Source organism: Kribbella sp. NPDC020701, assembly GCF_055562215.1.
In genome coordinates this window covers 136,287-161,314 of the sequence record NZ_JBVHFT010000016.1, presented here as the reverse complement: position 1 = coordinate 161,314, position 25,028 = coordinate 136,287, and the positions used below count along the sequence as shown (strand labels likewise).

Sequence of the window (25,028 nt, the reverse complement as noted above, 5' to 3'; positions counted from 1 at the left end):
CGCACATGAAACGCGCCGCCCTGCTCCTTCTGCTGGTCCCCGGCCTGGTTGTTGCCAGCAGCAACGACAAGATCGAGATCAGCGCCACTCCGCAGCCGGTCGAGGTCGTGCCGCTGCCCTGCTTCCCGTCCGGCAAGCTCACCCTCGGCATGACCAACACGGGCCGGAAGGCGACGATCGCGGACCTGCGGGTGAATGCGGACTCCGCGTTGACCCTGTCCCGGCACCAGTTCTCCAGCTACCTGCCCGTCGATCAGTTGGTGAAGGCGCCGCTCGAGATCACCGTCCCGCGCGGGACGGCACCCGCGACGCACACCGTCGATCTGACCGTCGGACGAGAGCACTTGAGCGTGCCGGTCACGATCCAGCCGGTGCCGGTGCGCGCCAACCTGCTGCTCGGTGAGCAGGCCGCCGCGTCCTCCACGAACGGCAACATGCGCCTGTGTGGCGGCGTCGACGGCAACGCCGACTCCGCGCAGTGGGGTGCGAGCGGCTGGCACGACAACACCAAGGGCGTCTTCCCCGACACCTACGGCGTCGACTTCATCACGCCGACCACCGTCGGCCGAGTCGTCCTGCAGACCCTCGACTCGACCACCTACCCGGCGGCGATGATGGGGATCCGTGACTTCGACGTACGGGTCCGCGCCGACAGCACCTGGACGACCGTCGGCGAGATCCGTGGCAACGTACTCGGCAAGGTCACCGTCAGCTTCGAGCCCCGCGCGGTCGACGCCGTCCAGCTCGTCATCCGCGACTCCAACGACCACGGCTACTCCCGCATCGTCGAACTCCAAGCATACAGCGCTTGATACTTCTCCCACCCCACCGCCCCGGTCAACTGACATCACACCAGGTCATCCAGCGCGGCCGTGCGCGTCGCCCACCGCTTCGCGTCGGCCGCTCGGATGTCCAGAGCCACCGAGGCCATCACTCGGCCCGGTCGCTGCAGATCGGTCTTGCTCGCCTGGGCGATGTCCGCCGCCCAGTCCGCCGGTACGCCGCTCAGTCCGTTGAGAGCACCCGTGATCGCGCCGGCCATCGACGCGATCGAGTCCGCGTCCCGGCCGTAGTTCGTGCCGCCGAGGACTGCCCGGCGTACGTCGCCCTCCGACACCAGGACGAACCCGAGCGCGACCGGCAGCTCCTCGATCGCCTTGGTCCGGCTCGGCCGCCGGGCGTCCAGGGACTGGTCGCGGTAGTCTGGCCCGACCGTGTCGTAGGGCTCGATCGCCTTGCGCAGCAGGGGAATCGCCTGCTCCCACTCCGTCACACCGTCCGCCGCCGCAACGACCGCCTCGACGGCCCTCCGAGTGCCGTCCTTGGCCAGGGCCAGCGCCGCGCCGACCGCCGAGGCGGCCGTTGCCCCCGGCGCCATCGCGGCGGCGACGGCGGCCGCGAACACGCCGGCCGCCTCCCGCCCGTAACTCGACTGATGCGCACCGGCCAGGTCGATCGCCTCGGCGTACGCCCCTTCCGGGTCGCCCGCGTTGGCGACGCCGACCGGCGCCACGTACATCGCCGCACCGCAGTTGACGATGTTGCCGACGCCGGCCTCGCGCGGATCGACGTGCCCGTAGTGCAACCGGGCGACCAGCCACTTCTCGGCCAGGAACACCCGCTGTAGCAACAGCGCGTCGGTCTCCAACTCGGGCACCCACCGGCGCCCGTTCACCATCTTCGGCACCAGGACGTCGGCGATCGCGTAGGCATCCAGGTGCGTCCGGCGTTCGTCGTACACCTCGACCAGCGCGTGCGTCATCAAGGTGTCGTCGGTGATGTGCCCGTCGCCCTTGTGGTACGGCGCGATCGGCCGGGCCGTGCGCCAGTCGTCGTACCACGGACCGACGATGCCGGTCACCCAGCCGCCGTGCCGCTCCCGGATCGCCTCCGGCGTCCAGCCCTCGACGGCCCCACCGATCGCGTCACCGACCGCGGAGCCGACGAGGGCACCCGTTGACTTCTGTTCCAGCAAGGACGTCACTGGTTGACCTGACCCCATCCGTCACTCAGCTTCTTGCCCAGCGCGGCCAGATCGGTCTTGTTCGCCAGGTACTCCTGCAGCGCCGGCGTCGCGATCTGGTCCTTCCACTTCGGGTAGTTCTCCACGCTCTGGAACGGCGCCTTGGTCAGGTCGTTGCCACTGGCCAGCGTCTGCTCCCAGCCGTTCTTGCCGCCGGTCGCCTTCAGGATCGCGTCCCGGGCGCCCTGGCTGGTCGGGATCAGCCAGTCACCCTGACCGACCGCGGCCAGGTTCTCGGCCTTCATGTAGTAGTCGATGAACTGCGCGGACTGCTTGATGTGCTTGCTCTCGGCCGGCACCGACAGGGTCTGCGGGTTCGCCGCCTGCTTGGTGCCGGTGCCCTTCAGCGGCGGCAGCACCTCCCACTGGAAGCCCTTCGGCGCCTCCTCGAGGATCTGCTGGGCGGCGAAGTTGCCTCCGACAACCATCGCGTACTTGCCGGCGTAGAACCCGGGCAGCACGTCGGAGCTGCTCTGGGTCAGCGACGTCGGGTCGATCGACTTGTCGGTGTAGGCCATGTCGTGGATCCGCTTCGGCACCTCGAGCTCGGGGTCGCCGATCTTCGCCGTCGCGTCCTTGCCGGTGCCCTCGAAGAACTGCGCGTCGAAGTTCATGCCCAGGTTCAGCACGGTCGCGGTCGGGCTCTTCAGACCCCAGCCGAGGCCGTACTTGCCACTCGCGGTCAGTTTCTTCGCGTCCGCGGCCAGGTCGTCCCAGCTGAGCGAGTCACCGGTCGCCGTGATCCCGGCCTGCTTGAGCAGCGCGGAGTTGGCGAACACGACGTACGACTGCAGCAGCGTCGGAGCGGCGTACACCTTGCCGTCGTTCGACACGCTGTCCCAGACACCCTGGGAGACGGCGTCCTTGGTCTCCTGGCTCAGGTACGGCGAGAGGTCGGCGAGGTAGCCCTGGTTGATGAAGCCGGTGATGTCGGCGGACTCGTCGTGGATGATGTCCGGCGCGGTCCCGCCCTGGAACTGGGTGACCAGCTGGTCGTGGACCGAATCCCAGCTGCCCTGGACGTACTCGACCTGGATGTTCGGGTTGGCGGCGTTCCAGTCCGCGACGATCTTCTTGGTCGCGTCGACGGTGGTCTTCTGGAAGGCGAGGCTCTGGAACTTCAGCGTCACCTTCTCGTTCGACGACCCCGAGTCACCGGAGCTGTCGTCACTGTTGCTCCCACAGGCCGCGAGCGCCACCAGTGCACCCGCCGCCATCAGGGCGGTTACTGCTTTCTTCATGTGTCTCTCCTCAGGGGATGGGGCTAGCCCTTGACTGCGCCGCTCAACAGACCGGACGTCAACCGGCGTTGGAGGAAGGCGAAGAAGATCAGGCTCGGGACGGTCGCGAGGACCGACGCCGCTGCCAGGGGACCGAACTGCACCTGCCCCTCGGCCCCGACGAAGCGGGCGAGGACCAGCGGCAGCGTCTTGAGTTGGGGGTCCTGGAGCAGGACCAGAGCGAAGAAGAACTCGTTCCACGCCGAGATGAAGGTGAACATCGCGGTCGCGATCAGCCCGGGCCGCAGCAACGGCATCACGATCGACACGATCGTGCGGACCCGGCTCGCGCCATCCACCGACGCGGCCTCTTCCAGTTCGCGCGGCACGGCCGCGACGTACCCCTGCAGCATCCACAGCGCGAACGGCAGCGACCAGACCATGTACACGATCACCACGCCGGGGATCGTGTTGGTCAGGTGCAGCGGCCGCAGGATCATGAACAGCGGGATCACGATCAGGATCACCGGGAACACCTGGCTGACCAGGATCCACCCGTTCGTGGCCGGCCGCAGCCGGCTGCGAAACCGGGCCAGCGCGTACGACACCGGCAGCGCCACGATCAGCACCAGGATCGTGCTGGCGATCGAGATCTGCAGGCTGTTCATCAGCCCGCGGACCAGGCCCTGCTCGTTCAGAGCGTCGCTGTAGTTCGAGAAGTCGACGTTCTTGGGCAGGATCGACGGCGTGATGCTGGCGAACTCCTGCGGCGACTTCAGCGAGCTGGAGATCAGCCAGAGCAGCGGGAAGCCGAGGAAGACCAGGTAGCAGACGACGGCGACGTACTGCAGGAAGCGGGCGGCCGGTCGCGTTCTCATGCTTCGCTCCTCAGCCGGTTCCGCAGGTAGAAGAACAGGAACAGGATGATGATCACGACCATCACGTCACCCATCGCGGCGGCCATTCCGAAGTTCCCGTACCGGAACGCCTCGTTGTAGGCGAACAGCATCGGCAGCATCGTCTTGCCGCCCGGGCCACCCGCGGTCAGCACGTAGACCAGGCCGAACGAGTTGAAGTTCCAGATCAGGTCCAGGCTGGTGATCGCGACGATCACGGTCTTCAGCTGCGGCAGCGTGATGTTCCAGAACTGGCTCCACGCGCTCGCGCCGTCCACCGCGGCCGCCTCGTACAGCGAGCGGTCGATGCCTTGCAGTCCGGCCAGCAGGGTCACCGTGGTCATCGGCATGCCGACCCAGATCCCGACCACGATCACGGCCGGCAGCGCCGTACTGAAGTCGCCGAGGAAGTTGACCGGGTGGTCGGTCAGGTGCAGCTTCTGCAGGATCTCGTTGACCGGGCCGTTGGTCGGGTGCAGCAGCAGGCGCCACATGATGGCGACGACCACCGGGGGCATCGCCCACGGGATCAGTGCGAGCGTACGGGCGACACCGCGGAAGCGGATGTTCGTGTTGAGCAGCAGGGCGAGTCCGAGCGCCGCGACGAACTGCAGGATCGTGACCGACAGGGTCCAGATCACGCCGATCCGGAACGAGTCCCAGAACAGGCCGTTGTGCAGGAGCTTGGAGAAGTTGCCGAAACCGATGAAGTTGGTGTCGACGTTGAGCCCGGCACGCGCGTCGGTGAAGCCGAGCGCGATCCCGCGGATCAGCGGGTAGACGCTAAGCAGCAGGACCGGCAGCAACGCAGGCAGGAACAGAAAGATCGCTTCCCGATTCTGCTTCGGCTTCCCGGTGCTGCGTACCGGCGTCGGCGCAGGCGCCGTCACGGTCGCGGTCATGGGGCCTCCCGGCCTGGACTGAGGAGTGTAGGGAGCGAAGCGACTGGAGCGACGAGGGAAGGCCGGGAGACCAAGCCCCATGACCATGCCGGCGCCGAAGGCCCGGCCAAAAGCACAGTCATGGGGTGGACCTCCGGACACTCAATCTCGGCTGTACGACGATCCGGCGCGGGGTCCTCGTGTTGTCCTCGATCCTTGCCAGGAGCAACTCAGCCGCCCGCCTCCCCCGCTCAGCCGACCCGAGGTTCACACTCGTGAGTGGCGGGAAGCTCTGCTCGGCGAGTTCGCTGTCGTCCATCCCGATCACCGCAACGTCCTTCGGGACCTCGAGTCCGTAGGCGGCGAGTTCGTGCATGACGCCGACGGCGAGCAGGTCGTTGGCGCAGATGACCGCGGTGGGACGGTTCTTCTTGAACAGCTTCTTCCCCGCGTCCCGTCCAGCGGCGAAGGTGAAGTCGGCGGCCTCGATCTCCCCCGCCGACTCGAGCCCGAACTCTTTCATCGCGTCGGCGAAGCCTTTCGCCCGCGCCGTACCAGGCACGGTGTCGGCGGGTCCGTTGACGAAGGCGATCCGCTCGCGTCCTCGAGCGGTGAGGTGCTCGACCGCCAGCAGGATGCCCTTCGGGGAGTTCGCGCGGACCGTGTCGACGCCGGCTTTGGCGGGGACGTTACCGGCGACAACCACCGGCACCTCACACTCGCGGATCGACTTGATCAGGTCCTCGTCGACGCGGAGCGGGCTGATCACCAGGCCATCGGCGTACCCGCGCGCCATCCCCCGGACCAGCGCGACCTCGTCCACCACATCCGGCCCGGTCGTCGTGACGACCAGCCGATAACCAGCCGCGGACACGACCTCCTCGACCGCTCGCATCATCGTCACGTAGACGGGGTTACCGACATCGGCGACCGCGAGCGTCAGCTGGAACGTCCGCCCGACCTTCAGCGACCGCGCCCGCGAATCCGGCACGTAGGCGAGCTCCTCGACCGCCCGCTGCACCCGCTCGACCATCTCCTCGGTCGCCGGCAGCCCGTTCAGCACCCGTGACACCGACGCCACCGAGACCCCGGCTGCCCGAGCCACCCCCGCGATCGTCGGACGACTCACGCCCGCCTCCTGTAATCGTTCTTGTAATCGTTTACACGCCAGACATTAGAACGCCGTCGCCTCTCGGTCAACCTCGGGCGGGCAACGACCACCACACGCAACCGGACCGTGACCCGTCAGCGGGGTCACGGTCCGGGAGTAGCGATCAGGCGCGGTACAGGAGCCAGGCGTCTGCCATCCGCTGGGACTGACCGGGAGTGAACTCCGTGTAGCAGGAGTCGAACGAGTAGTCCATGTAGTTGTGGATCGGGTCCAGACCGGGCGCCTGGCAGGTGTCCTTGCCTGCCGGGCATCCGGACGTCGGTGTCTTCTCCTTCGGGGTGTCGTCGACGAAGTCGCCCTTCGCGTTGCAGCCGCCGAAGAAGGTGTGCTCGAGGTTCAGCCAGTGCCCGACCTCGTGAGTCGATGTCTCACCCTGGTCGTAGCGGCCTGCGTACGTCGTCGACGTACCGAGGAACGACTCCCAGTCGATGACCACGCCGTCGAGGTATGCCTGGCCCGGCTTGGTCACGATGTCTGGCAGGTAGGCCCAACCGAGGAAGTCGCCCGCGGTCGTCGAGTACAGGTTCAGGTCACCCGGCCCGCCGGTGTGCAGCGCCTGCTTCATGCTGTGCTCATCGGTGCCACCCGGGCCTGCGGCGAACCACGCGGCGTTGTTGGTCCGCGTGACGCCGGCCAGCCGGAAGCTGAACCCGGTCTTGGCTCCGCCTTCACCACCGGCGTAGGTGTTGTTCAGTACGGCGATCTGCGCGTTGATCTGCGCCATCGTCAGGGAGCCGAGCGAACCGTCCGTGACCACATGGAAATAGACCGGCACAGTGGCCTTGAACCCCGGCTTCGCCTTGCCCTTCGCCGCGGCCGGCAGGTCCTGTGCGACCTGCCCGAGATCAGGCTCGCGGGGCCCGCCCCGCGCCTGCACAACGCTGTCCGCGGAAACGCACGGGCCGATCCACTCGTTGCCCGGCGCAGCCGCCTGGCTCTGTGCCCCGGTCAGCCCCGCACACGCCATCGCCGCGATCGCGACGCCGCCAACCTGCCTGTTCCACCACATCACGCCTCACCCCTAGGGGCGGTCTCGAACGCGCCGCCTGGTCCGAGATAAGCACTCGGACGCCCGGAGTGGAAGAGGTCATTCGTCGCCGTCGTCGGCGCCGGGGCGTTCGGCCCAGGGGGTTTCCTTGGCGGGGCGGACGACGATGAGCTTGTCGCCGGCGGCCAGAACCGAGACGTTGGAGTCGTAGTAGCGGTGCACCTTGCCGTCGCGGACGACGGAGACGACGCGGTCGGGTACGGCGGACGGCGGCTTGCCGACCTCGCGGCCCAGCACCGGGCGTTCGGCCACCTCGAGGCCCTCGCCGTACGTGAGCAGGTCCTCCATCACCTCGCCGAGGTTCGGGCTGACCGAGGTCAGGCCGAGCAGCCGGCCGACCGCCTCGGACGACGTGACGACCGCGTCGGCGCCGCTCTGCCGCAGCAGCGGAACGTTGTCCTCCTCGCGGACCGCGACCACGACGTGCGCGTTGGGGTTCAGTTGCCGCACCGCCAGCGTGACGAGGACCGCCGAGTCGTCACGGTCGGTCGTCACGATCACCTCGCGGGCCGTCATCACCTCGGCCCGGCGTAGCACCGTGCGGTTCGTTGCGTCGCCGTGGAAGGCGGCCATCTGATCGTTGCCCGCGTCACCGATCGCCTGTGCCCGCGGGTCGATCACCACGATGCTGTCGCGTGCGACCCCGTTGCTGATCAGCGTCTGTACGGCTGACCGGCCCTTGGTGCCGTAGCCGACGACGACGGTGTGGTCCTTCATGCGCTTCCTCCATCGTGTGTCCCGCATGATCCGGCGACCCTCGTTGGCCAGGACTTCCAGTGTCGTACCGACCAATACCACCAGGAACGCGATGCGCAGCGGTGTGACGATGAAGGCGTTCACCAGCCGGGCAGTGGGCGTCACCGGAGTGATGTCGCCGTACCCGGTCGTGGTGAGCGTGACAGTGGCGTAGTAGATGCTGTCGATCAGGTCGACATGACCGTCGTAGCTGTCCTTGTAGCCGTCACGGTCGACCACCACGATCAGCACCATCACGGTCAGCAGCCCCAAGGCCACCAGGAAGCGGCTGAAGAGCTGAAAGAGCGGCGAGCGCGTGCTCGCGGGCAGGTTGACCAGCAGACCGTGTGGGTTGCGACCGGTGGGGAGGGGTGGCACGTCCCTGACGATATTGCACCGGCGGCCGATCCACCGCATGCGACAGGCTCTGGTCGGACAGGGCGACGGTCACCATCAGGCTGTCACCGTCCCGGATCACCCTGGATCGCATCCGCAGCCGCTCGAGCGTCCGCAGCATCGCGTGGTTCTCCGGCTGCACCATGCACACGACCCGGTCGGCACCGAGCGCCCGCGCGTCGACGACCACCTGGCGCAGCAGCCGCAGCCCCAGGCCCTGCCCCTGCCAGCCGTCCTCGACGAGTACGGCGACCTCCATCGTCGTACTGCCGAGCTCCTCCCACGGCGCGGCCGTCGCCATCCCGATCACGGCGTCACCGACGGCGGCGACGACCGAAACGCCACCGGCCGGCGCGGACAGGTGCCGCGCGGTCCGGGTGGTCAGCTTCGGCATCGGCACGTGGTAGCGCCGGGTGCGGCTCTCGTACGAGCACCGCTCGTGCATATCGACGACAGCCTCGGCGTCCTCGACGCTCGCCTTCCGCAACTCGGGTACGCCGCTGCCCGGCCGCGGGCCCTCGACCACGGACCCCTCGAACCGCTCAGCGAGCCGGCCCGCGATCTCCACGAGCACGTCGGCCCGGGCCCACTCGGCGGGCGTGTACTCCTCGAACCCCTGCAGGTTGCCGAGTTCCTCGTCCACCGACAGCGGGTCGTCGATCAGCCGCAGTACGGCGCGCAGGTAGCGGGTCGGCGCATCACTCAGTACGTCGGCCTGGCACGCGCGGACCGTCGTACGCATGCACCCGGCTTCGGCCGCGAGGGCGGTCAGGTCGTCCGCGGTCCAGCCGACCCCGGTGGAGACCACCAGTTCGTCGACGGCGCCGGACTCGGCGGTGAACACCTCGAGGCTGAGGATGTTGATGTCGTCCGCACCACACCGTGCAGCGAGTTCGGCCAGGGCACCGGGCCGGTCGGCGAGTTCGGTCCTGATCTTCCAGAGCATGCGGACGCCCTCCCTCGTGGAAACGTCCTTCCACTGTGCGTTCCGCCTGTTGCCCCGTCGGGTCCGGAATGTTACGCCCGCGTCAACCTTCAGCGCGGGCGCCGGATCTTGGGCAGGTGCGGGGCGATCTTCGGCTTGCGGGCCGCGAGGACGACGGCGGGTTCGCGTTTGTCCAGGTCGGCGTGGCGGAGGAGCTCCGGGTAGGTGTTCTGCGGCACCGGCGGGTAGGTGGTGACGATGGCGTCGCCGGAGAAGACGAAGAAGATGGCCTGGCCGTCCTTGATGACCTTGAGCAAGGAGCCCTCGCGGACAGTGAGCGCGTGTTCGAGCGCCTTCTTCCGCGCCGACCGCTTCGCCAGCGCGGCCTGCATCGCCTGCTGAGCCGGTTCGCGCCCATGCCTGATCGCCTCGACCGCCAACGGCCCGTACCGCACGCCGTACTTGATCAGGTTCTTCGCCAACTGGCTCTGCCCCTTGCCACCTGCCATAAGCCGAGCGTACTGAGCCCACCGACCAAGCGGGCGTCTCTTGCACCCGGCCACCCTTCAATGCGCGACGTTTGTCAGCCTTCCACGGAACAGCGACAGAGCAGGATGACCCCGAGCGAGCCGCGCAGCATCGCGCCGTGCGAGTGCTCCGGTTCCGGTCAGCCTGGGCATCGAGTCGACGGCGCCTACCCAATTGGATCCCCTGCGTCGTACCCGACCAATTCGATCAGCGCCGCCCGGAGAACCTCCAGTCGGTCCTCGCCGAGCTGGTCGGCCCAGGTGCGCTCGACTCGGCCGCCCGCCTTGTGAGACATCGGTCGGATCGCAAGCCCGGCCCCGGTGAGTACGACGAGCCAGGCGCGCCCGTCGTTGGGGTCTGGACGGCGCTCGACCAGGCCGACCGTGATCAGTTGTTCGACGCTGCGGGCCATCGTCTGCTTGCGCACGTTGGCCTTGGTCGCGAGCGACTGGACGCTGATGCCCTGAGGCGGTACGAACGGGATCACTCGTGCGTGTGCTGCAGTGAGGTCGCGGACACCGAGCTTCTCGAGCTCAGCGTCCATCTCCGTGGACCAGCGCTGGTTCGCCAGACGCAGCAGGGGCCGAGCGCTACGCGTCGGTCAGCGACCGGATCGGCACGGCGACCCGTCGGGTGTTCAGCCTCTTCGACGCGACCCAGGTCGAGACGGCCCGCGCCCTTCTGCAACAGGTCGCCGAGAACGATCCGGCGACGATCGCCGCGATCGCATTCGACGAGGCGCCAGCGTGAGAAGGCCCACGCACCCGGCGCCCCCGCCACACGGCGTCGACGAGGCTGCGAGCGCCGGTTGCCGAGGATGGCTCTAAGGTCGACTCAGACCCTCAGTCGTCAGCGGCCGATACCGCGGCGGCGATCGGCTCGAGCCCCGCGACCAGCTCGTCGAGCTCGTCCGCGCTGAGCACGTCGTACGCCGGCGCCGCCAGCTCGTCGGTGAGAGCCTCGATCCGCTCTTTGGTCCCCCGGCCGGTGTCGGTGAACCCGCCGGCGGCGTCCACGAGGCCGCGGTCGCGCAGGCCGTCGACGACAGCGGCCAGCTGTGCCTTGGGTAGGTGGTGGATACGGCCGAACTCCTCTGCCCTCATTCCGAGGGAGAGCGCCATCAGGACGTGGGCCTCCGAGCCGCCGATGCCGTGGGCGACGAGGGCGACGTTGTGGCCGTCCCCGCGGTGCTCCCGCAGCAGTGTCGCCGCGTGCCAGAGCCTGGCTACCGGCTGCTTGGGGACGTCGAGCGCCCGGAGCCCGGCGTACAGTGCTCGGCCCTCGGTCGGCGCGCTGACCGCTGCTCGGGTGGCGAGGTCGGCCACCCGCACCAGACCGGGTGAGTCGGCGAGCTCCCCGATCATCTGCCGCAGCGCGGCGGCGCTGCCTCGCTCGCGCACGGCGATCGCCTCCTCCGGGGTGATCTTCCCCCAGACCCACGGGATGTGGCGCGCCACCTCGCCGTCGGCGAAGTTGTAGAAGATCGCGTGCACCACCCCGGCCGGTGCCGGCCCCAGCGGCGCGGCCCGGCCCGCGAAATATCCGTCCCAGTAGTTGCGCATGCCGACGGCCAGGAACGCGTCGTTCGGCACCTCGGAGAAGGTGACGGTGGCGATCGGCTCGACGAGCTCGAACATGCGGTGGACCTTGGCCCGTGGGTGCGACACCATCGGCGTCTCCTCTGGTCGTGACACCGCCCTCGTGGACGGCCTCTGACCCTAGCTACGAACAAGCTCGCCCGGATTCGACACTTCCGGTCGATTCAGTACGACGCTCACGGTCCGCGACCGGCCGACCCCCGGGGGACGACACGCACCGCTATGCGCGACAGTAAAGGCATGAACGAGACCTGTGACCGGTGCGGACCGCCAGTCCGCGCGGCGGTTCGCGCGGCGTACCGCACCGAGCGCGCCGGCGAGCTTTACCTGTGCCGACACTGCGGCCATCGGCTATGGCCGGTGCTGAACGCACGCGGCTGGACCATCTGGCCCGCCGGCGAGCACGCATTCGCCCCCCAGGCGACCTAGCCGACACCGAGCCCGAACGCCCGACCTCGACCCCCGCAACGGCTCGATCACGCCGACCGTAGGCCCCCGGGGAAGGGTGCCGAACGATCGATCCACACCGGGGGGTGCCGGTGCTGTGGAGCGCGATGAACGCCTGGGCTTGGGATACTGCGACCGTGGACTTCACGACCTTTGATGTCGAGTACGACGGGGTGCTGAACCGTGGGTTGTCGATGCCGCCTGCGGAGTTCGCGGTCGAGGTCGAGCGACTGCGTGCCTTGGCCGACGAGATCGAGCCCGCCTCGGACCAGGACAACGCCCACCGGCTCGTCTCGAAACTGGACACGATCCTGGCGCAACACCGGCCCACCGCGTCCGAGAGCATGACCACCGCGATCCAGATTCACCGCCGCGCACGCAATGCGAAGGGCACCCTCCAGCAGCGCATCGACCAGCTCCGCGCCGGCATGGACGAGATCGGACGTATCGCCGACGGCGCCGATCGCGAAGAACAGAGCCAGATCCGCCGCCTGACCGAGTCCCTGGGGATGCTCGCCGAGTCCTTGCAGATCACCGCCTCCGAGCCACGCGACTGACCGCACCGCTCCCCCACCCGGCGAGGTGACCGAGCGACCGCTGAAGCGCGGAGGTGATCGTTGTGGCCAGGACGTATGACGAGCTGCTCAAGGAGCAGGCGACGGCTGCGGTGCAGGTCCTCGACGCGCACCACACGTCGTGGAACCGCAGCGTCGAGATGCTCCCGCTCGACGATCCGCGCAGTGGGCTGGTCACCTGGGACCACACGATCAAGCTCCACCCCGACCGGGTGATCAACGACCTCCGGGAGATGTTCGACACCGCCGGTCAACGCCACGACGAAGCCACGCTCCGCCGGTACCGGGAGGCGCTGCGGGTCGTCCTGCACGAGAACATCCACCTGCTGGCCGCGGCCGGAACCTCCCACGGTATGGGAGCCGATGCCTATCAGGAGCCGGCGAACGTGATCCTCGAGGAAGCCACCACCGAAATCGCCACCCAGCAGAACCTGAACGAATACATCAAGGCACTCGATCTGGAAGCGGTCGCCCCCGGCATCAGCCGCGAGCGGACCGAGCCGGCGTACGGCGAGTACGTGCCGGCGGTCGAAACCTTCGCCGAGGAGATAGGGGACGCGAGTGGGCACTCGGGCCGGGAGGTCATCCGCCAGATGGCGGTCGTGAACGCCGAGAACAAGTTCTCCGTGGCCGCCGGCCTGCTCTACGACCAGAAACTGGCGAGCCTGGCGCCGGCACAGGCCCGCGAGGGCTCGGTCCAGGCGATCGCGGAAGCGATGCAGCCCGCGTTCGCCGCGATTCACGGATTCGACCCCGCCGATCCCCAAGACATCCAAATGTCCGAACTCGCCGGTCTGATGGCCGCCCGCGCCAGCGGGAAGATGGCCGACGAACTGACCAGGTACTGGCAGGCCAATCAGGATCTACGCCGGAGCATCGACGCCGGACTCAGCGCGAGTACGCCGCTACGCGGTCCCCAGACACCTGGTCACGGGGCAGCGCCAGGATGGTCCGAGTCCCCCGACCGCGACGGCCGCCGCCCAGACGCCGGCTCCGGCCACCCATCCAGCCGTCGCGCTCTCGGCGACTGAACCCGAGGCCTCGGTGCGGGCGTGCGTACGGTGACCGGCGTACGGGGTGGCGCTGCGTTGACCGATCGGGATCAGCGACCTCATCGGCGCGCGCTGACCTGGTCGACTGGGTTCAGCTCTCCCCGACGCCGAGGGCGGTGAGTAGGACCAGCACGATGGTCGTCACAGCGAACAAGCCGTGGGTGTACACGACAGGCTTGGGCAGACTGGACTCGACCGTGCTCGACGATCGCCCGCTGCGCCAGCGCAGGAACAGTAAATCCCCCAGGACGGCGACGGCGATCAGGAACACGAACGCCACCCAAGTCAGTGCCTCGGTGTCGGCGATCACGTAGACGATCCAGAGGATCAAGCCTGTCGCCGCGAGCGCGAAGTGGCCGAAGACCAGCCCGGGCGCGAATCGGCTGGAGCGCTCGGTGCCGCCTCGGGCAGCCTGAACGCCGCCGTTGGAGCCCACCCGAGCCGTGGCGCGGTGCCGGAGCAGGTAGCTGACGGTCTACGACGTCGTCACGGCGAGGTTCAGCGACATGTGCACCGCCGCGGTACGAAAGGCCCGTGTCCGAGGCGGGATGGCGAAGAAGTCCAGAAAGCCGAGCATTGCCGCCGCAAGAGCGCCCAGCACGCCGAGCGCGACTCCGGGCCGGCCGCCGGTGATGAGGAGCCGCACCCGGATACGACCAAGCCGAGCTCGCCTAGTACGACGAGCACAGTGACCGGGATCTGGTCCAGGATGACCGCCGATGCCGGCGCCGCGTTGTAGTCGGCCTACGCGGTGAACTTCTCGTGCGCGGCCATCGCCGCGCCGACGATGCCGGCGTTGTTGAGCAGCTGAGCCGGCTTCACCGGAGTGGAGAGCTCGAGTAGCGGCACCCACTTGTCGGCGTGCTTGCTGACCCCGCCGCCGACCACGAACAGGTCGGGGGTGAACAGGTTCTCCACGTGCCGAAGGTATCGCTGCACCCGCTTGGCCCACTGCTTGAACGACAGGCCCTCGTTGTCCTTCGCCGCCGAGGAGGCCTTCGTCTCCGCGTCGTACCCGTCCAGCTCGAGGTGACCGAGCTCGGTATTGGGCACGAGCTGGCCGTCGAGCAGCAGCGCGCTGCCGATACCGGTGCCGAAGGTGAGCAGGATGACCACGCCGTCGACGCCTTTGGCCGCGCCGAACCGGGCCTCGGCGATGCCGGCCGCGTCGGCATCGTTGAGCACGGTCACCTCGCAGCGGGTGATGTCGGTGAGGACCTCGTCGACGTCGGTCCCGATCCAGCTCGTGTCGACGTTCGCGGCGGTCTTGGCCACCCCGTTCTTGATGACGGCCGGGAACGTCGCGCCCAGCTCACCGGTCCACCCGGCCTCCTTGACCAGCCGGGCCACGACCGCGGCGACGGGCTCCGGGGTGGACGGATCGGGCGTCAGGTACTTCACCCGCTCCGTGGCCAGGTCGCCCTTCTCCAGGTCGACGATGGCGCCCTTGATCCCGCTGCCGCCGATGTCGACCCCGAAAGCGGTCGACGTCCTCATCCTGGGCACCTGATCTCTCCCCTCGCCCGCACTTGCCGCACCGGGTCAGCGTCCTCGCCAGGCGTCGAGCAGATCGGCACGGCTGGCCGCCGACGCGTATCGACCGCACATGCTCGCCAGCATGCCACGCGCCTCGGACGCCGTCAGCGATGCCGGCGGAATCACTCTCGACCAGCGCCTCGGATGACGCCGTCGGAGTCGGCGGCTGCCTCCTTGAGCCCGTCGAGGTCCTGGAGGTCGCCGCGGCGCGTCTTCGCGCCGAGGGCGGACAGCGCCGCTGCGGCCGTGTCCGACCGGGCCAGGCCGGTGACCTCGTGCCCGGCGGCGATGAGGTCGGAGATGATGTACGAACCGGAATGGCCGGTCCCACCAGTGACGAAAACGCGCAAGCTACTGCTCCTTATGAGTGATGCGGCGGAAGAAGTGGCGGTGCGAGTGCCCTCAGTCGGGGAGGTCGACGCTGAGGGCGACGTCGAAGCTCCCCGCGCCGTGGCGGGCCAGGCCCATCAGCAGCGGACCGACCCCTTCGAGCCAGCGGGCCATCTCCAGGCCACCGACATCGAGGGGACGCAGTCCGAGGCTCTCGATGAACGCCGACACGCTGGCCTTGGCCTGCGCGTCGTCTCCGGCGAAGAACACGTCCGACCGACGCCCCTGGGCCAGGACGTGGCCGAAGACGGTGTTGAACGCCTTCACGACGTGCGCGCTCGCTGGGGCGGCCTTGGCGATCTCCTGCGCACCGGAAGTGCCGTCAGGGATGACAAGCTCGGTGGCGTCGGCGTTGAAGGAGTTGGAGATGTCGATGATGACCTTGCCGGCCAGTGCATCCCCGTACTGGGCGACGACCGGCACGGCGCTGGTGTACGGCACGGCGAGGACGACGACGTCGCCAGCAGGGACGGTGCCGAATGTCCCAGCCGTGGCCCCGCTGCCGAGCGCGGCAGCCAGGCCCTTGGCCTTGGCGGCGTCGCGGCCGATGATCTCGACGGAGTTGCCGCCCGCAACCACGCGAGTGGCAATGGCGCGGGCCATGGCCCCGACGCCGATGAAACTGATGCTGCTCATGGGTGAGTACTCTTTTTCTCTAGTCTGAATCGAACGGCATGCCCACCCCGTCGTTGTTGACGGTTGAGCGAGTCAGTGATCCGTCAGCCATTGTCAGGGCGCACGGCGCCTTGTTCGCCGACTGCTCGGCGCCCGGGGGCTCAGCCGGTAAATTCGTTCACGCCGAGGGCGAAGTCCCAGTGGCCAACCCCGTTGCCGGCCAGGCCCACCGTGACCACGCCCATTCCCTCCAGCCAGTGCGCCATTTTCAGGCCGCCGACGTCCAGCGGGCGGAGTCCGAGGCTCTCGATGAATGCCGCCACGCCCGCCTTGGCCCGCGCATTGTCGCCAGCGATGAAGACGTTGGGCCGTCCCTTCTCCAGGACATTCCGGAAGATGGTGTTGAATGCCTTCACCACGCTGGCGCCGGCCGGGGCGACCTTGGCGACTTCCTGCGCGATCGAGGTCTCCTCGCTGTGGGCAAGTCCGTCGAACGTGGCGTTGAAGGGGTTGCTGATGTCGACGATGACCTTGCCCGCGAGGGCGTCTCCGTACTCGGCGACGACCGGAACGACACCGTCGTACAACAGGGCTGTGATGACGATGTCCCCGGCCGGGACGGCGCCCCACTTGCCCGTCGTCGCGCCGCCGCCCAGAGCCTTGGCCAGGTCATCGGCCTTGGACTGATCGCGTCCCATGACCTCGACGGTGGTGCCGCCCGCCACCGCGAGCGTGCCGATGGTACGGGCCATGTTCCCCGTACCGATGATGGTGATGCTGCCCATGAGGTGTGCTCTCTTGTTGTGGTGGTGTGCCCGCGGCGTTCCTGGTGTGTGGTTCAGATGGCGGTGGTGCCGCCGTCGGTGACCAGTTCCAGGCCGTTGACGTAGCTGGAGTCGTCGGAGGCGAGGAACAGGGCGACGGTGGCGATTTCTTCGGGGCGGCCCATCGTTCCGCGGGGGATGAGGGACTCGAATGCGGCCTTGGTTGCCTCGTCGAACAGTTCTTCCTGTTTGGCGGTGGCGACCTGGCCGGGGGTCAGGACGTTGACCCGGATCTTGCGGTCGCGCAGTTCGTTGAGCCAGACGCGGGCCCAGGCCTGCTGGACGGCTTTGCTTCCCGCGTAGAGGCTCCAGCCGGGGAAGGCGCCGAGGGAGGCGTTGGATCCGGTCATGAAGATCGAGCCGTTGTCGTTGATCAGCGGCAGTGCCTTCTGCACGGTGAACAGGGTGCCGCGCGCGTTGAGCCAGAAGGCGCGGTGGAACTGTTCCTCGGTGATCTCGCCGAGGACGGCGGGTTCGCCCATCCCGGCGCTGGCCCACAGCACGTCGATCGAGCCCTTCTCCCGCTTGACGGTGTCGTACAAGCGATCCAGGTCGTCCAGTTCGGCCGCGTCCCCCTGGACGGCGGTGACGTTGCGGCCGATCAGCTTGACCGCGTCGTCCAGTGCTTCCTGCTTCCGGGCCTGGATGAAGACGTGCGCTCCTTCTTCGACGAACAGTCTGGCGCCGGCCAGTGCCATACCGGTGGATCCACCGGTGATCACCGCTACCTTGCCATCGAGCTTTCCCACGATTACTCCGTTGAATTGATGGGTATCCGAAAAGAGTTCGGTTCTGATATGCGCCAGACCCGTCGTCAACGCCGTCGAATGACGTGATGGACGGGGCTCGATTGCTCACTCTGGTTTGGGTCCTGCTATCGAATCCCGATGCCGAATTCCCATACCGAATTCGCTCGGGCCCCATGAACGATGCCATTGGTTCGAGTGGGTGTCCAAGACCCTTTTCAGCCGTGGCGATACCCTGGAGGCATCGCCGTACCGGGAGGTTCCATGGATCTGGACCTGCGCAAGTTGCGCTACTTCGTCGCCGTCGCCGACAGGCTGCACTTCGGCCGCGCCGCCGATGAGCTGCACATCGCGCAGCCGGTGCTCAGTCGGCAGATCCGCGCGCTGGAACAGGATCTCGGCGCCTCGCTGTTCACCAGGGACAGCCACGGCGTCGCGCTGACCGACGCGGGCCGGCAACTGCTGGACGACGCCGGTCCGCTGCTTGCCTCCGCGCACGCGGTCCGGCGCCGGGTGTCCGTAGCCGCCCGCGGCAGCCAGCGGCTGGTGGTCGGCTTTCGGGCCGGCATCCCGGTCATCCCGGCGACGCGGGAGTTCGAGGCCCAGCATCCGGACGTGGTCGTCGACGTGCAGCGAATGGAATGGGACGACCAAGCCCTGATGCTGCTCGACGGCCGCGTCGACGTCGGCTATGTGCGGCTGCCCATCGACGAGACCGGCCTACGCCTGACTCCGCTCTACACCGAGCCGCTCATGGTGGTGCTGCCCGCCGGTCACCGGTTGGCCGGCAAGGAGGAGGTCACCGAGGCCGACCTGGCCGGTGAGCCGCTGGTCTGGCATGCCGACGCGAGCACGCAGCCCACCAGGCGCCCGCACCCCGACTCCGGGCTCCGGGTGCGCGGGGTGGAGGAGAAGCTCGAGCACGTCGCGGCCGGCCGTGGTATCTCATTCGTGGGGCGTTCGGAGACCGTGTTCTACTCACGTCCGGACATCAGCTACGTTCCCGTCCCAGATCTGGCGCCGGACCAGGTATTCGTCGCGATGGCGGCGTCGCGCACCTCGCCGATGGCCGACGACTTCTTCACCGCGGCGCAAGCGACGGCCGAGATCACGGCAGAATGTGGGAACTATGAGGCTTATCCAGGCGGTCGAGTCTAAAGCTGCTGTGGACTGCCGAAATGGGCTGCAAGCTGAGTTGCCCGGATACCACTTCTCGCGTTCGTGTTGGGCATTCGCTGTCCTGTCGGCGATGTAGGTGGTCCAGTCGGTGCGGGCAGCGGATGGGTCGGACCTGTGGTCCAGCTGTTGCCGCGAGTCAACGCGCTCGACGGAAGACCAGCGATTCCAATATCGGCAGACCGGTAGTCCGCGCGCCCGCATCGCGACAGGGGCATGCCGTAGTTCACTGGAGTGAGATATACCTGCGTTCATTTCATCGTTCACGTCGCGTTTCCGGGAGCCGAGGTGGCGGCTGAGTTCGTGGTCGACGAGGCGGTCGGGCCTTCGTGCGTCGACGTGCTGACCGACGCGCTGCAGGTGCGCGTCGACGTCCACCACACCGAGCGCAGAGTCTGGTTCGACACGCATGACTGGCGGCTGTTCCGGGCAGGGCTGCTGCTCGAGCACCACGTGCGGAAGCGCGAGTCGTGGCTCGTGCTGAGCGACGTCGAAGGGCAGCGGATTTCCCGACAGCCGACCGGCCGTACAGCGGTCACCGCGCACTCCCTTCCGGACGGTGTGACGCGAGACCGGGTCCTCGAACTGATCGGTATGCGGGCGCTGCTGCCGCGCGTAGTCGCGAGCGGTCCTGTTCAGGTGCTCTCGGTGCTCGGCCCCGAGGAGAAGACCGTCGCCCGGATCGTCGTCGAAGGTCCCACAGCAGTCCGGGACGGCGCGCCCGTCGGCCTGCGAGCCAGGATCGAGTCTCTCCGCGGCTACGACAAGGACGCCGCCAGGGTGTGCCGGACACTGGACGCCATCCCTGGGTTCGGGCCGGCCAAGGAGCCGCTCTTCGAGTCGGTCTTCCGGGCCGCCGGTCTCCATCCGCGCAGCTTCCGGTCGAAGCCCGACCTGGAGTTCACCCGGCGGATCCCGGCCACCCAGGCGTTCGCCGGCACGCTCACGCAACTACGAGAGATCGTCCTCGACAACGTCGAGGGCACGCTTCGCCAACTGGACACCGAGTTCCTCCACGATCTGCGGGTCACGGTGCGCCGTACCCGAGCCGTGCTGAAGTTCGCGCACGGAACGATCGACGAGGACATCCGGGCGAGGTACGCCGTCGAGCTCAAGTGGCTCGCCGATCAGACCTCGTTGAGTCGTGATCTCGACGTGTACCTGCTCGGCTTCGACGACCTGGTCAGCCACGTCAACGCATCCAGCGAGCTCGAGCCGTTCCGCGAGCAGCTCACGCGGCACTGCACAAGGGCGCACGACGTACTGAACCGCGCACTGCGGTCCGAACGATTCGCCGCGCTGCTCGACGGATGGCACCGTGAGCTGATGGTCCCGGGGCCTGCCGAGCGCCCGGTGATCGAGGTCGCCGACGAGCTGCTGAGCCGCGCCTGGAAGCGAGTCGCCAAGCGCGGCGACGCCATCACCGACACCTCTCCGGCAGCAGCCGTGCACGACCTCCGTAAGCGCTGCAAGGAGCTGCGCTACCTGCTCGAGTTCTTCGCCAGCTTGTACGGCGCCGACGCCCGAAGCGAGGCCGTGAGTGAGCTCAAGCTCTTGCAGGACATCCTCGGCGAGTTCCAGGACGCCGAGGCCCAACGCACCAGCGTCCACCAGTACGCCGTCGAACTCGCCAAGGCCGGGACGCCCCCGGCGACGTTGATGGCGATGGGTCGCCTCGAACACCACCTGCAGCTTCGTCAGGACGCCGCTCGTGCCGAGGTGGCGGACCGCTGGCATCGGTTCAACCGGAAACACAACCAGCGTCTCTACGCCAGGATGGTGACCAGCCGATGAGGATCATCGCGTCGTACAGCATCAAGGGCGGAGTCGGGAAGACGACCGCGGCGGCGAACGTGGCCTGGCTGGCCGCCGAGAGCGGACACCGGGTCCTGTTGTGGGACCTGGATCCGCAGGGCGGTGCGACGTACCTGTTCCGGATCCGGCCCAAGGTCAAGGGCGGCGGCGAGGCGCTCGTCTCCGGCAAGCGTGACCTCCACGACGCCGTCAAAGCGAGTGACTTCGACAACCTCGACCTGCTGCCGTCCGACTTCTCCTACCGCAACCTCGACCTGCTGCTGGACGCGCAGAAGAAGCCGACCCGCCGCCTCGGCCGGCTCCTCGACAGCATGGCCGACGAGTACGACGTCGTCGTACTCGACTGTGCGCCGAGCGTGTCGCTCGTGTCCGAGGGCATCGTGCGCGCCGCCGACCTGGTCCTCGCTCCGCTGATCCCCGCTCCCCTGTCGGTGCGCACGCTCGACCAGCTGCGGTCGTTCATCGCCGAGGCCAAGGGGCCTGCGCCAGACCTGCTCGCGTTCCTGTCCATGGTCGACCGCCGTCGCCGGCTGCACCGCGACCTGTCCGAGCAACTCCCGAAGGAACACGAAGACGTCGCGGGCACCGTGATCCCGATGGCCTCGGTCGTCGAGCAGATGGGCGTACGCCGCGCCCCGGTGGTGGCCTGGGCCCGCACCTCCCCGGCGTCGGTCGCCTACCGCAGCCTGTGGGACGAAGCCCGGGTGCATGCGAAGGTATGAGCCCACAACACGGGTGACGTTAGCCCGGCTGGAGCGTTTGGCGGAGGGTTCTGCGGCCGCGGTGCAGGCGGGACATCACTGTGCCGGGCGGGACGCCGACTATCGCAGCGATCTCACGGACGCTGAAGCCTTCGATCTCGAACAGCAGGAGCGCCTTCCGATACTGCTCCGGCAGGGACGAGAGTGCCTGCCGAAGCTGGTCGTCGAGCATCGAGCCGACAACCGTCGCTTCGGCCGACGCCTCGGCGTGCCGTCGATCAACGGCGTGGTGCGGCCAGGCCTCCGGAATCGTCCTCGGCTCGTGCAGACGCTTGCGGTAGCCGTTGATGAACGTGTTCCGGAGGATCCGATAGAGCCAGGCGGTCAGGTTCGTCCCGGAGCGGAACCGGGAGAACCCGCGGTAGGCCCGCAGGTAGGTTTCCTGCAGCAGGTCGTCCGCATCGGCCGGGTTCCCCGTGAGTCGCAGCGCGGCGATGTGAAAGCGCGGCAGCAGCGGTATCGCCTCGGCTTCGAACCGGGCCTTCAGGTCTTCCGGGGTGGAGGACATCACACTCCGAGACTCCTCCTGGCCGGCCTCTTTGTCGTCGCGGCGAGCCTCCATCCGACCCTCCCATTGACCGGACGTGGGGCTACCTGCTGGCAGGCATCCCGTCACCTCGGTTAGCGTTCGTCCAGGGAAAGTGTGGTGACATGGACCGTCGCCGGGCGAGTTCAGTGGTCGTCCACCGGCTGACTGGATTGCTCGCAGCCGGCCTGCTGGTCGCTGCCGTGACCGCGCTCATCAAGTTCGGCGAGCCGCACGTGCCGACCCTCAGCCTGCTGGTGCTCTACCTGCTCGCGGTACTGCCCATCGCGATCTTCTGGGGTACTCCACTCGCCGTCATCACGGCCGTGCTCAGCGTGTGGGCCTACGCGTACTTCTTCGTCACCCCACTGCACTCGCTGTTGCTCGCCGATCCCGAGAACGCGGTCGGCTTGGGCGTGTTCCTCGTGACCGCGGTGGTCGTGGGCGAGCTCGCGGCTCGGCTACGGCGGGCGGCGCTGGAAGCCCAACGGCTGTCCGCCGAACAGTCCGCGCTCCGGCGGGTCGCCACTCAGGTGGCTCAAGGGGTGCCGCCCAGTGTCCTGTTCACCGCCGTGACCGAAGAAGTGGGGCGACTCTGCGACGCCGATCTCGCGCGAATGGAGCGCTACGAACCCGACGGAACGGTCTCCGGCGTCGCGGCCTGGAGCCGGGTGCCCGTCCACTTGGCCGTCGGGGAACGGTTCGACCTCGACGGGGTGAGCATCGCCCGTGAGATACGCCGCCGCGGCGAACCCATCCGGCTGGACAGCCTCGCCGGTGCGTCCGGCATGATCGCGCAGGAGGCGCAGGCCCTCGGAATCCGTTCCTCGATCGGCTGCCCGATCATTGTGGGCGGCCGGCTCTGGGGCGTCGTCGCCGCCTCCACGACCAGGGAGACCCCGTTCCCGGCCAAGACCGAGGCGCAGATCGCGGGCTTCACCGAGCTCGTCGCGACCGCGATCGAGAACGCGGAGGCCCGGGCCGAACTGATGGCATCCCGCGCCCGGGTGGTGGTCACCGCCGACCGGACGCGCCGCCAGATCGAGCGCAACCTGCACGACGGCGCACAACAACGGCTCGTCTCACTCGCACTCCGGCTGCAGACAGCTCAGCGCAAGGTGCCGCCTGAGCTCGTCGAGCTGACCGCGGAGCTGGACCAGCTCCACGGCGGCCTGACCGACGCGCTGGACGAGCTCCGCGAGACAGCGCGCGGAATCCACCCGGCGATCCTCGCCGAGGGCGGCCTCACCCCGGCACTGAAGTCGCTGGGCCGCCGGTCGGCGATCCCGATCCGCCTGACGCTGCGCGCGGAGCCGCGCCTGTCGGAGCGGCTCGAGGCGAGCGCCTACTACTTCGTCTCCGAAGCCCTGACCAACGCGGCGAAACACTCGCGTGCCTCGCTGGTCGCGGTCACCACCGACATCACCGGCGACGCACTCCGCGTCGAGATCCACGACAACGGGCAAGGCGGCGCGGACTTCAGCCGGGGCACCGGGCTCCTCGGCCTCCGTGACCGGGTGGAAGCGCTCGGTGGCCGGCTGAACCTCGACAGTCCCCGCGGCGCCGGAACCACCTTGACAGCGGAATTCCCGCTGGCCGGCAGCTGACCGTTGAGTGGCCGAATGGCCGGAGAGGTCGCGTTAGCTGGAATGCGCCGGAGCACCCGGAGCGTGATCCTGGTGACATGGCGTTGCGCTGCTTCATCGTCGACGACAGCACTCATTTCCTCGATGCTGCCCGCTCGCGCCTCGAAAGTGACGGGCTCACCGTGGTCGGGGTCGCCTCGACGATCGAGCAGGCTCTGCGGCAATTGGACGCCGCTGAGCCTGACGTCGTACTCGTCGATGTGAGTCTTGGCAGCGAGAGCGGCCTCGACCTGGCCCGGCGGATCCAGACCGAGACGAACGTGGACCCCGCGCACGTCATTCTGATCTCCACCCATGCGGCGGACGACCTGATCGATCTGGTCGCCACCGTGCCGGCCGCGGCGCTCCTGTCCAAGACCAGGTTGTCGGGCAGCGCTATTCGCCGGATCCTCGACGTCACGTAGGTTTACCGTGAACACATGACGATCGAGTCGGCCGGCGAGGGCGGTAGGGAGCGAACCCGCGTTCTCCTGGCCGAGGACGACGTACTCCTGCGCCAAGGGCTGGCCAGCCTCCTGGAGCAGTCGGGGTTCGAGGTCGTCGGGCAGACCGGCGACAGCGTGTGGATCCTCCCGCTGGTGCGGGAGCTGACGCCCGACCTGGTCGTGGTGGACATCCGGATGCCACCGACGAACACCACCGAAGGACTGGACGCCGCCCGTGAGATCCGGCGCGAGTTCCCGGCCACCGGAATCCTCGTGCTGTCGGCCCATGCCGAGGTCGAGCACGCGATGGAACTGCTCGCGTCCGGCCAGCGGATCGGCTACCTGCTGAAGAGCCGGGTGACGGATGTCGGCGACTTCATCGAGACGCTGGAGCGGATACTCCGGGGCGGCTCGGCCATGGACCCCGCCCTGGTCCAGGAACTGGTCAGTGCCCGCCGGGCCAACCATCCGCTCGCCGAGCTGAGTCCGCGTGAGCACGAAGTGCTCGCCCTGATGGCCGAGGGTCGCTCCAACGGCGGCATCGCACGCCAACTGTGGGTGACCGAAGCGACCGTGGAGAAGCATGTCCGGCACATCTTCGCCAAACTGCGGCTCCAGGAGACCAGCGGCGACCATCGCCGGGTGCTGGCCGTGATCACCTACCTCGACGCCAACTGAGTACCGGTCAGCCAGCCGTGCAGATTCCGGTTAGCGGGTACTACATCTGGACGCTGGCCGTGCTGACGCCGGCCGTCCGATAGCGGATCGTTTGACGAGATCACCGGCCTGGGGACCCCACAGGCAGGCGGGCTTGGCGTCTTGAGAACCCCCTCCAACACCTCGGCGCCAGGCCTGCCCTCCACAGGAGTTCTGATGCGACAGATTCGGATCGCGAAAGTCAATCGCAGAAAAGACCGACGGTACGACGACGCTGTGCTCCCGCTCGATGCCAGGGACCCGGACATCGTCAGAGCCAAGCAAGCCGCCGCACAGCAGCGGGTGCGGAGTTCGGGCGACCAGGACTGACTGCGCCGGGTCGGCGTGCGGTGGTTCATGGCGTCAGGCACCATGGA

30 protein-coding genes are annotated in these 25,028 nt (G+C 68.2%); 11 read left to right on the top strand and 19 right to left on the bottom strand.

Annotated features, from left to right (window positions below; translation table 11 throughout):
• The first annotated feature begins 5 nt into the window (after positions 1 to 5).
• Positions 6 to 812, top strand: a complete 807-nt coding sequence (locus ACZ3HV_RS33045) for a discoidin domain-containing protein (protein ID WP_465690092.1) — start codon at positions 6 to 8, stop codon at positions 810 to 812.
• 35 nt (positions 813 to 847) lie between these two features.
• On the opposite strand, the gene ACZ3HV_RS33040 is transcribed toward ACZ3HV_RS33045, so the two are convergent.
• From ACZ3HV_RS33040 to ACZ3HV_RS32990, 11 genes are all read right to left on the bottom strand, one after another.
• A complete protein-coding gene (locus ACZ3HV_RS33040; RefSeq protein ID WP_465690090.1) occupies positions 848 to 1,984 on the bottom strand; it encodes an ADP-ribosylglycohydrolase family protein in 1,137 nt (378 codons plus the stop codon).
• Positions 1,981 to 3,264, bottom strand: coding sequence for an ABC transporter substrate-binding protein (locus ACZ3HV_RS33035; protein WP_465690089.1), 1,284 nt, complete (start codon positions 3,262 to 3,264; stop codon positions 1,981 to 1,983). The genes ACZ3HV_RS33040 and ACZ3HV_RS33035 overlap by 4 nt, the downstream gene beginning before the upstream one ends.
• Before the next feature lie 23 nt (positions 3,265 to 3,287).
• Complete coding sequence (locus ACZ3HV_RS33030) at positions 3,288 to 4,121, bottom strand: carbohydrate ABC transporter permease (RefSeq protein ID WP_465690087.1); 834 nt, start codon at positions 4,119 to 4,121, stop codon at positions 3,288 to 3,290.
• Positions 4,118 to 5,041: a carbohydrate ABC transporter permease gene (locus tag ACZ3HV_RS33025; RefSeq protein WP_465690085.1), complete on the bottom strand. Its 924-nt coding sequence runs from the start codon at positions 5,039 to 5,041 to the stop codon at positions 4,118 to 4,120. The genes ACZ3HV_RS33030 and ACZ3HV_RS33025 overlap by 4 nt, the downstream gene beginning before the upstream one ends.
• Positions 5,042 to 5,159: 118 nt before the next feature.
• Positions 5,160 to 6,149 carry a LacI family DNA-binding transcriptional regulator gene (locus ACZ3HV_RS33020; protein WP_465690083.1) on the bottom strand — a complete coding sequence of 330 codons (990 nt, stop codon included), beginning with the start codon at positions 6,147 to 6,149 and terminating at the stop codon, positions 5,160 to 5,162.
• Between the two features lie 145 nt (positions 6,150 to 6,294).
• Positions 6,295 to 7,200 carry a zinc metalloprotease gene (locus tag ACZ3HV_RS33015; RefSeq protein WP_465690081.1) on the bottom strand — a complete coding sequence of 302 codons (906 nt, stop codon included), beginning with the start codon at positions 7,198 to 7,200 and terminating at the stop codon, positions 6,295 to 6,297.
• A 78-nt stretch (positions 7,201 to 7,278) separates the two neighbouring features.
• Positions 7,279 to 8,229: a potassium channel family protein gene (locus tag ACZ3HV_RS33010; protein WP_465690276.1), complete on the bottom strand. Its 951-nt coding sequence runs from the start codon at positions 8,227 to 8,229 to the stop codon at positions 7,279 to 7,281.
• Positions 8,201 to 9,316: a GNAT family N-acetyltransferase gene (locus ACZ3HV_RS33005; protein ID WP_465690079.1), complete on the bottom strand. Its 1,116-nt coding sequence runs from the start codon at positions 9,314 to 9,316 to the stop codon at positions 8,201 to 8,203. Before ACZ3HV_RS33005 ends, ACZ3HV_RS33010 begins: the two co-directional genes overlap by 29 nt.
• Positions 9,317 to 9,405: 89 nt before the next feature.
• Positions 9,406 to 9,804 (bottom strand): hypothetical protein, encoded by a 399-nt coding sequence (locus tag ACZ3HV_RS33000; RefSeq protein WP_360369954.1) that lies wholly within the window; start codon positions 9,802 to 9,804, stop codon positions 9,406 to 9,408.
• Between the two features lie 185 nt (positions 9,805 to 9,989).
• Positions 9,990 to 10,367 (bottom strand): MarR family winged helix-turn-helix transcriptional regulator, encoded by a 378-nt coding sequence (locus ACZ3HV_RS32995; protein WP_465690077.1) that lies wholly within the window; start codon positions 10,365 to 10,367, stop codon positions 9,990 to 9,992.
• A 298-nt stretch (positions 10,368 to 10,665) separates the two neighbouring features.
• Entirely contained in the window at positions 10,666 to 11,493 is an 828-nt protein-coding gene (locus ACZ3HV_RS32990; protein ID WP_465690075.1) for an SCO6745 family protein, read from the bottom strand.
• Positions 11,494 to 11,661: 168 nt separating this feature from the next.
• On the opposite strand from ACZ3HV_RS32990, the gene ACZ3HV_RS32985 reads away from it, so the two are divergent.
• The 3 genes from ACZ3HV_RS32985 to ACZ3HV_RS32975 all read left to right on the top strand — a co-directional run bounded on the left by ACZ3HV_RS32985 (position 11,662) and on the right by ACZ3HV_RS32975 (position 13,474).
• Complete coding sequence (locus ACZ3HV_RS32985) at positions 11,662 to 11,850, top strand: hypothetical protein (protein ID WP_465690073.1); 189 nt, start codon at positions 11,662 to 11,664, stop codon at positions 11,848 to 11,850.
• Positions 11,851 to 12,005: 155 nt separating this feature from the next.
• A complete protein-coding gene (locus tag ACZ3HV_RS32980; RefSeq protein WP_465690071.1) occupies positions 12,006 to 12,425 on the top strand; it encodes a hypothetical protein in 420 nt (139 codons plus the stop codon).
• A gap of 62 nt (positions 12,426 to 12,487) precedes the next feature.
• Complete coding sequence (locus tag ACZ3HV_RS32975) at positions 12,488 to 13,474, top strand: hypothetical protein (protein WP_465690069.1); 987 nt, start codon at positions 12,488 to 12,490, stop codon at positions 13,472 to 13,474.
• 112 nt (positions 13,475 to 13,586) lie between these two features.
• Here ACZ3HV_RS32975 and ACZ3HV_RS32970 read toward each other — a convergent pair whose 3' ends face one another.
• From ACZ3HV_RS32970 to ACZ3HV_RS32940, 7 genes are all read right to left on the bottom strand, one after another.
• Positions 13,587 to 13,931 carry a hypothetical protein gene (locus ACZ3HV_RS32970; protein WP_465690068.1) on the bottom strand — a complete coding sequence of 115 codons (345 nt, stop codon included), beginning with the start codon at positions 13,929 to 13,931 and terminating at the stop codon, positions 13,587 to 13,589.
• A 39-nt stretch (positions 13,932 to 13,970) separates the two neighbouring features.
• Positions 13,971 to 14,141, bottom strand: a complete 171-nt coding sequence (locus ACZ3HV_RS32965) for a DUF2231 domain-containing protein (RefSeq protein ID WP_465690066.1) — start codon at positions 14,139 to 14,141, stop codon at positions 13,971 to 13,973.
• Between the two features lie 98 nt (positions 14,142 to 14,239).
• Positions 14,240 to 14,992: a polyphosphate--glucose phosphotransferase gene (gene ppgK / locus ACZ3HV_RS32960; protein WP_465690064.1), complete on the bottom strand. Its 753-nt coding sequence runs from the start codon at positions 14,990 to 14,992 to the stop codon at positions 14,240 to 14,242.
• Between the two features lie 161 nt (positions 14,993 to 15,153).
• Positions 15,154 to 15,381 (bottom strand): NAD(P)H-binding protein, encoded by a 228-nt coding sequence (locus ACZ3HV_RS32955; protein WP_465690062.1) that lies wholly within the window; start codon positions 15,379 to 15,381, stop codon positions 15,154 to 15,156.
• Between the two features lie 52 nt (positions 15,382 to 15,433).
• The gene (locus ACZ3HV_RS32950) at positions 15,434 to 16,057 is read right to left on the bottom strand and encodes an NADPH-dependent F420 reductase (protein ID WP_465690060.1); all 624 of its coding nucleotides are present in this window, start codon (positions 16,055 to 16,057) and stop codon (positions 15,434 to 15,436) included.
• 140 nt (positions 16,058 to 16,197) lie between these two features.
• Complete coding sequence (locus ACZ3HV_RS32945; protein WP_465690058.1) at positions 16,198 to 16,821, bottom strand: NADPH-dependent F420 reductase; 624 nt, start codon at positions 16,819 to 16,821, stop codon at positions 16,198 to 16,200.
• A gap of 53 nt (positions 16,822 to 16,874) precedes the next feature.
• Complete coding sequence (locus tag ACZ3HV_RS32940; protein WP_465690056.1) at positions 16,875 to 17,609, bottom strand: SDR family NAD(P)-dependent oxidoreductase; 735 nt, start codon at positions 17,607 to 17,609, stop codon at positions 16,875 to 16,877.
• Positions 17,610 to 17,870: 261 nt separating this feature from the next.
• Here ACZ3HV_RS32940 and ACZ3HV_RS32935 point away from each other — a divergent pair, with 261 nt between their 5' ends.
• From ACZ3HV_RS32935 to ACZ3HV_RS32925, 3 genes are all read left to right on the top strand, one after another.
• Positions 17,871 to 18,764, top strand: a complete 894-nt coding sequence (locus tag ACZ3HV_RS32935) for a LysR family transcriptional regulator (protein WP_465690055.1) — start codon at positions 17,871 to 17,873, stop codon at positions 18,762 to 18,764.
• A gap of 306 nt (positions 18,765 to 19,070) precedes the next feature.
• Positions 19,071 to 20,576, top strand: a complete 1,506-nt coding sequence (locus ACZ3HV_RS32930; RefSeq protein ID WP_465690053.1) for a CHAD domain-containing protein — start codon at positions 19,071 to 19,073, stop codon at positions 20,574 to 20,576.
• The gene (locus ACZ3HV_RS32925) at positions 20,573 to 21,319 is read left to right on the top strand and encodes a ParA family protein (RefSeq protein ID WP_465690051.1); all 747 of its coding nucleotides are present in this window, start codon (positions 20,573 to 20,575) and stop codon (positions 21,317 to 21,319) included. The genes ACZ3HV_RS32930 and ACZ3HV_RS32925 overlap by 4 nt, the downstream gene beginning before the upstream one ends.
• A gap of 19 nt (positions 21,320 to 21,338) precedes the next feature.
• On the opposite strand, the gene ACZ3HV_RS32920 is transcribed toward ACZ3HV_RS32925, so the two are convergent.
• Positions 21,339 to 21,920 (bottom strand): sigma-70 family RNA polymerase sigma factor, encoded by a 582-nt coding sequence (locus ACZ3HV_RS32920; protein WP_465690049.1) that lies wholly within the window; start codon positions 21,918 to 21,920, stop codon positions 21,339 to 21,341.
• 89 nt (positions 21,921 to 22,009) lie between these two features.
• Here ACZ3HV_RS32920 and ACZ3HV_RS32915 point away from each other — a divergent pair, with 89 nt between their 5' ends.
• The 4 genes from ACZ3HV_RS32915 to ACZ3HV_RS32900 all read left to right on the top strand — a co-directional run bounded on the left by ACZ3HV_RS32915 (position 22,010) and on the right by ACZ3HV_RS32900 (position 24,981).
• Complete coding sequence (locus tag ACZ3HV_RS32915) at positions 22,010 to 23,491, top strand: DUF4118 domain-containing protein (protein ID WP_465690047.1); 1,482 nt, start codon at positions 22,010 to 22,012, stop codon at positions 23,489 to 23,491.
• 77 nt (positions 23,492 to 23,568) lie between these two features.
• Complete coding sequence (locus ACZ3HV_RS32910; RefSeq protein WP_360369897.1) at positions 23,569 to 23,934, top strand: response regulator; 366 nt, start codon at positions 23,569 to 23,571, stop codon at positions 23,932 to 23,934.
• Positions 23,935 to 23,949: 15 nt separating this feature from the next.
• Entirely contained in the window at positions 23,950 to 24,633 is a 684-nt protein-coding gene (locus ACZ3HV_RS32905) for a response regulator (protein WP_465690045.1), read from the top strand.
• 195 nt (positions 24,634 to 24,828) lie between these two features.
• Positions 24,829 to 24,981, top strand: a complete 153-nt coding sequence (locus ACZ3HV_RS32900) for a hypothetical protein (RefSeq protein WP_465690043.1) — start codon at positions 24,829 to 24,831, stop codon at positions 24,979 to 24,981.
• The last annotated feature ends 47 nt before the right edge of the window (positions 24,982 to 25,028 follow it).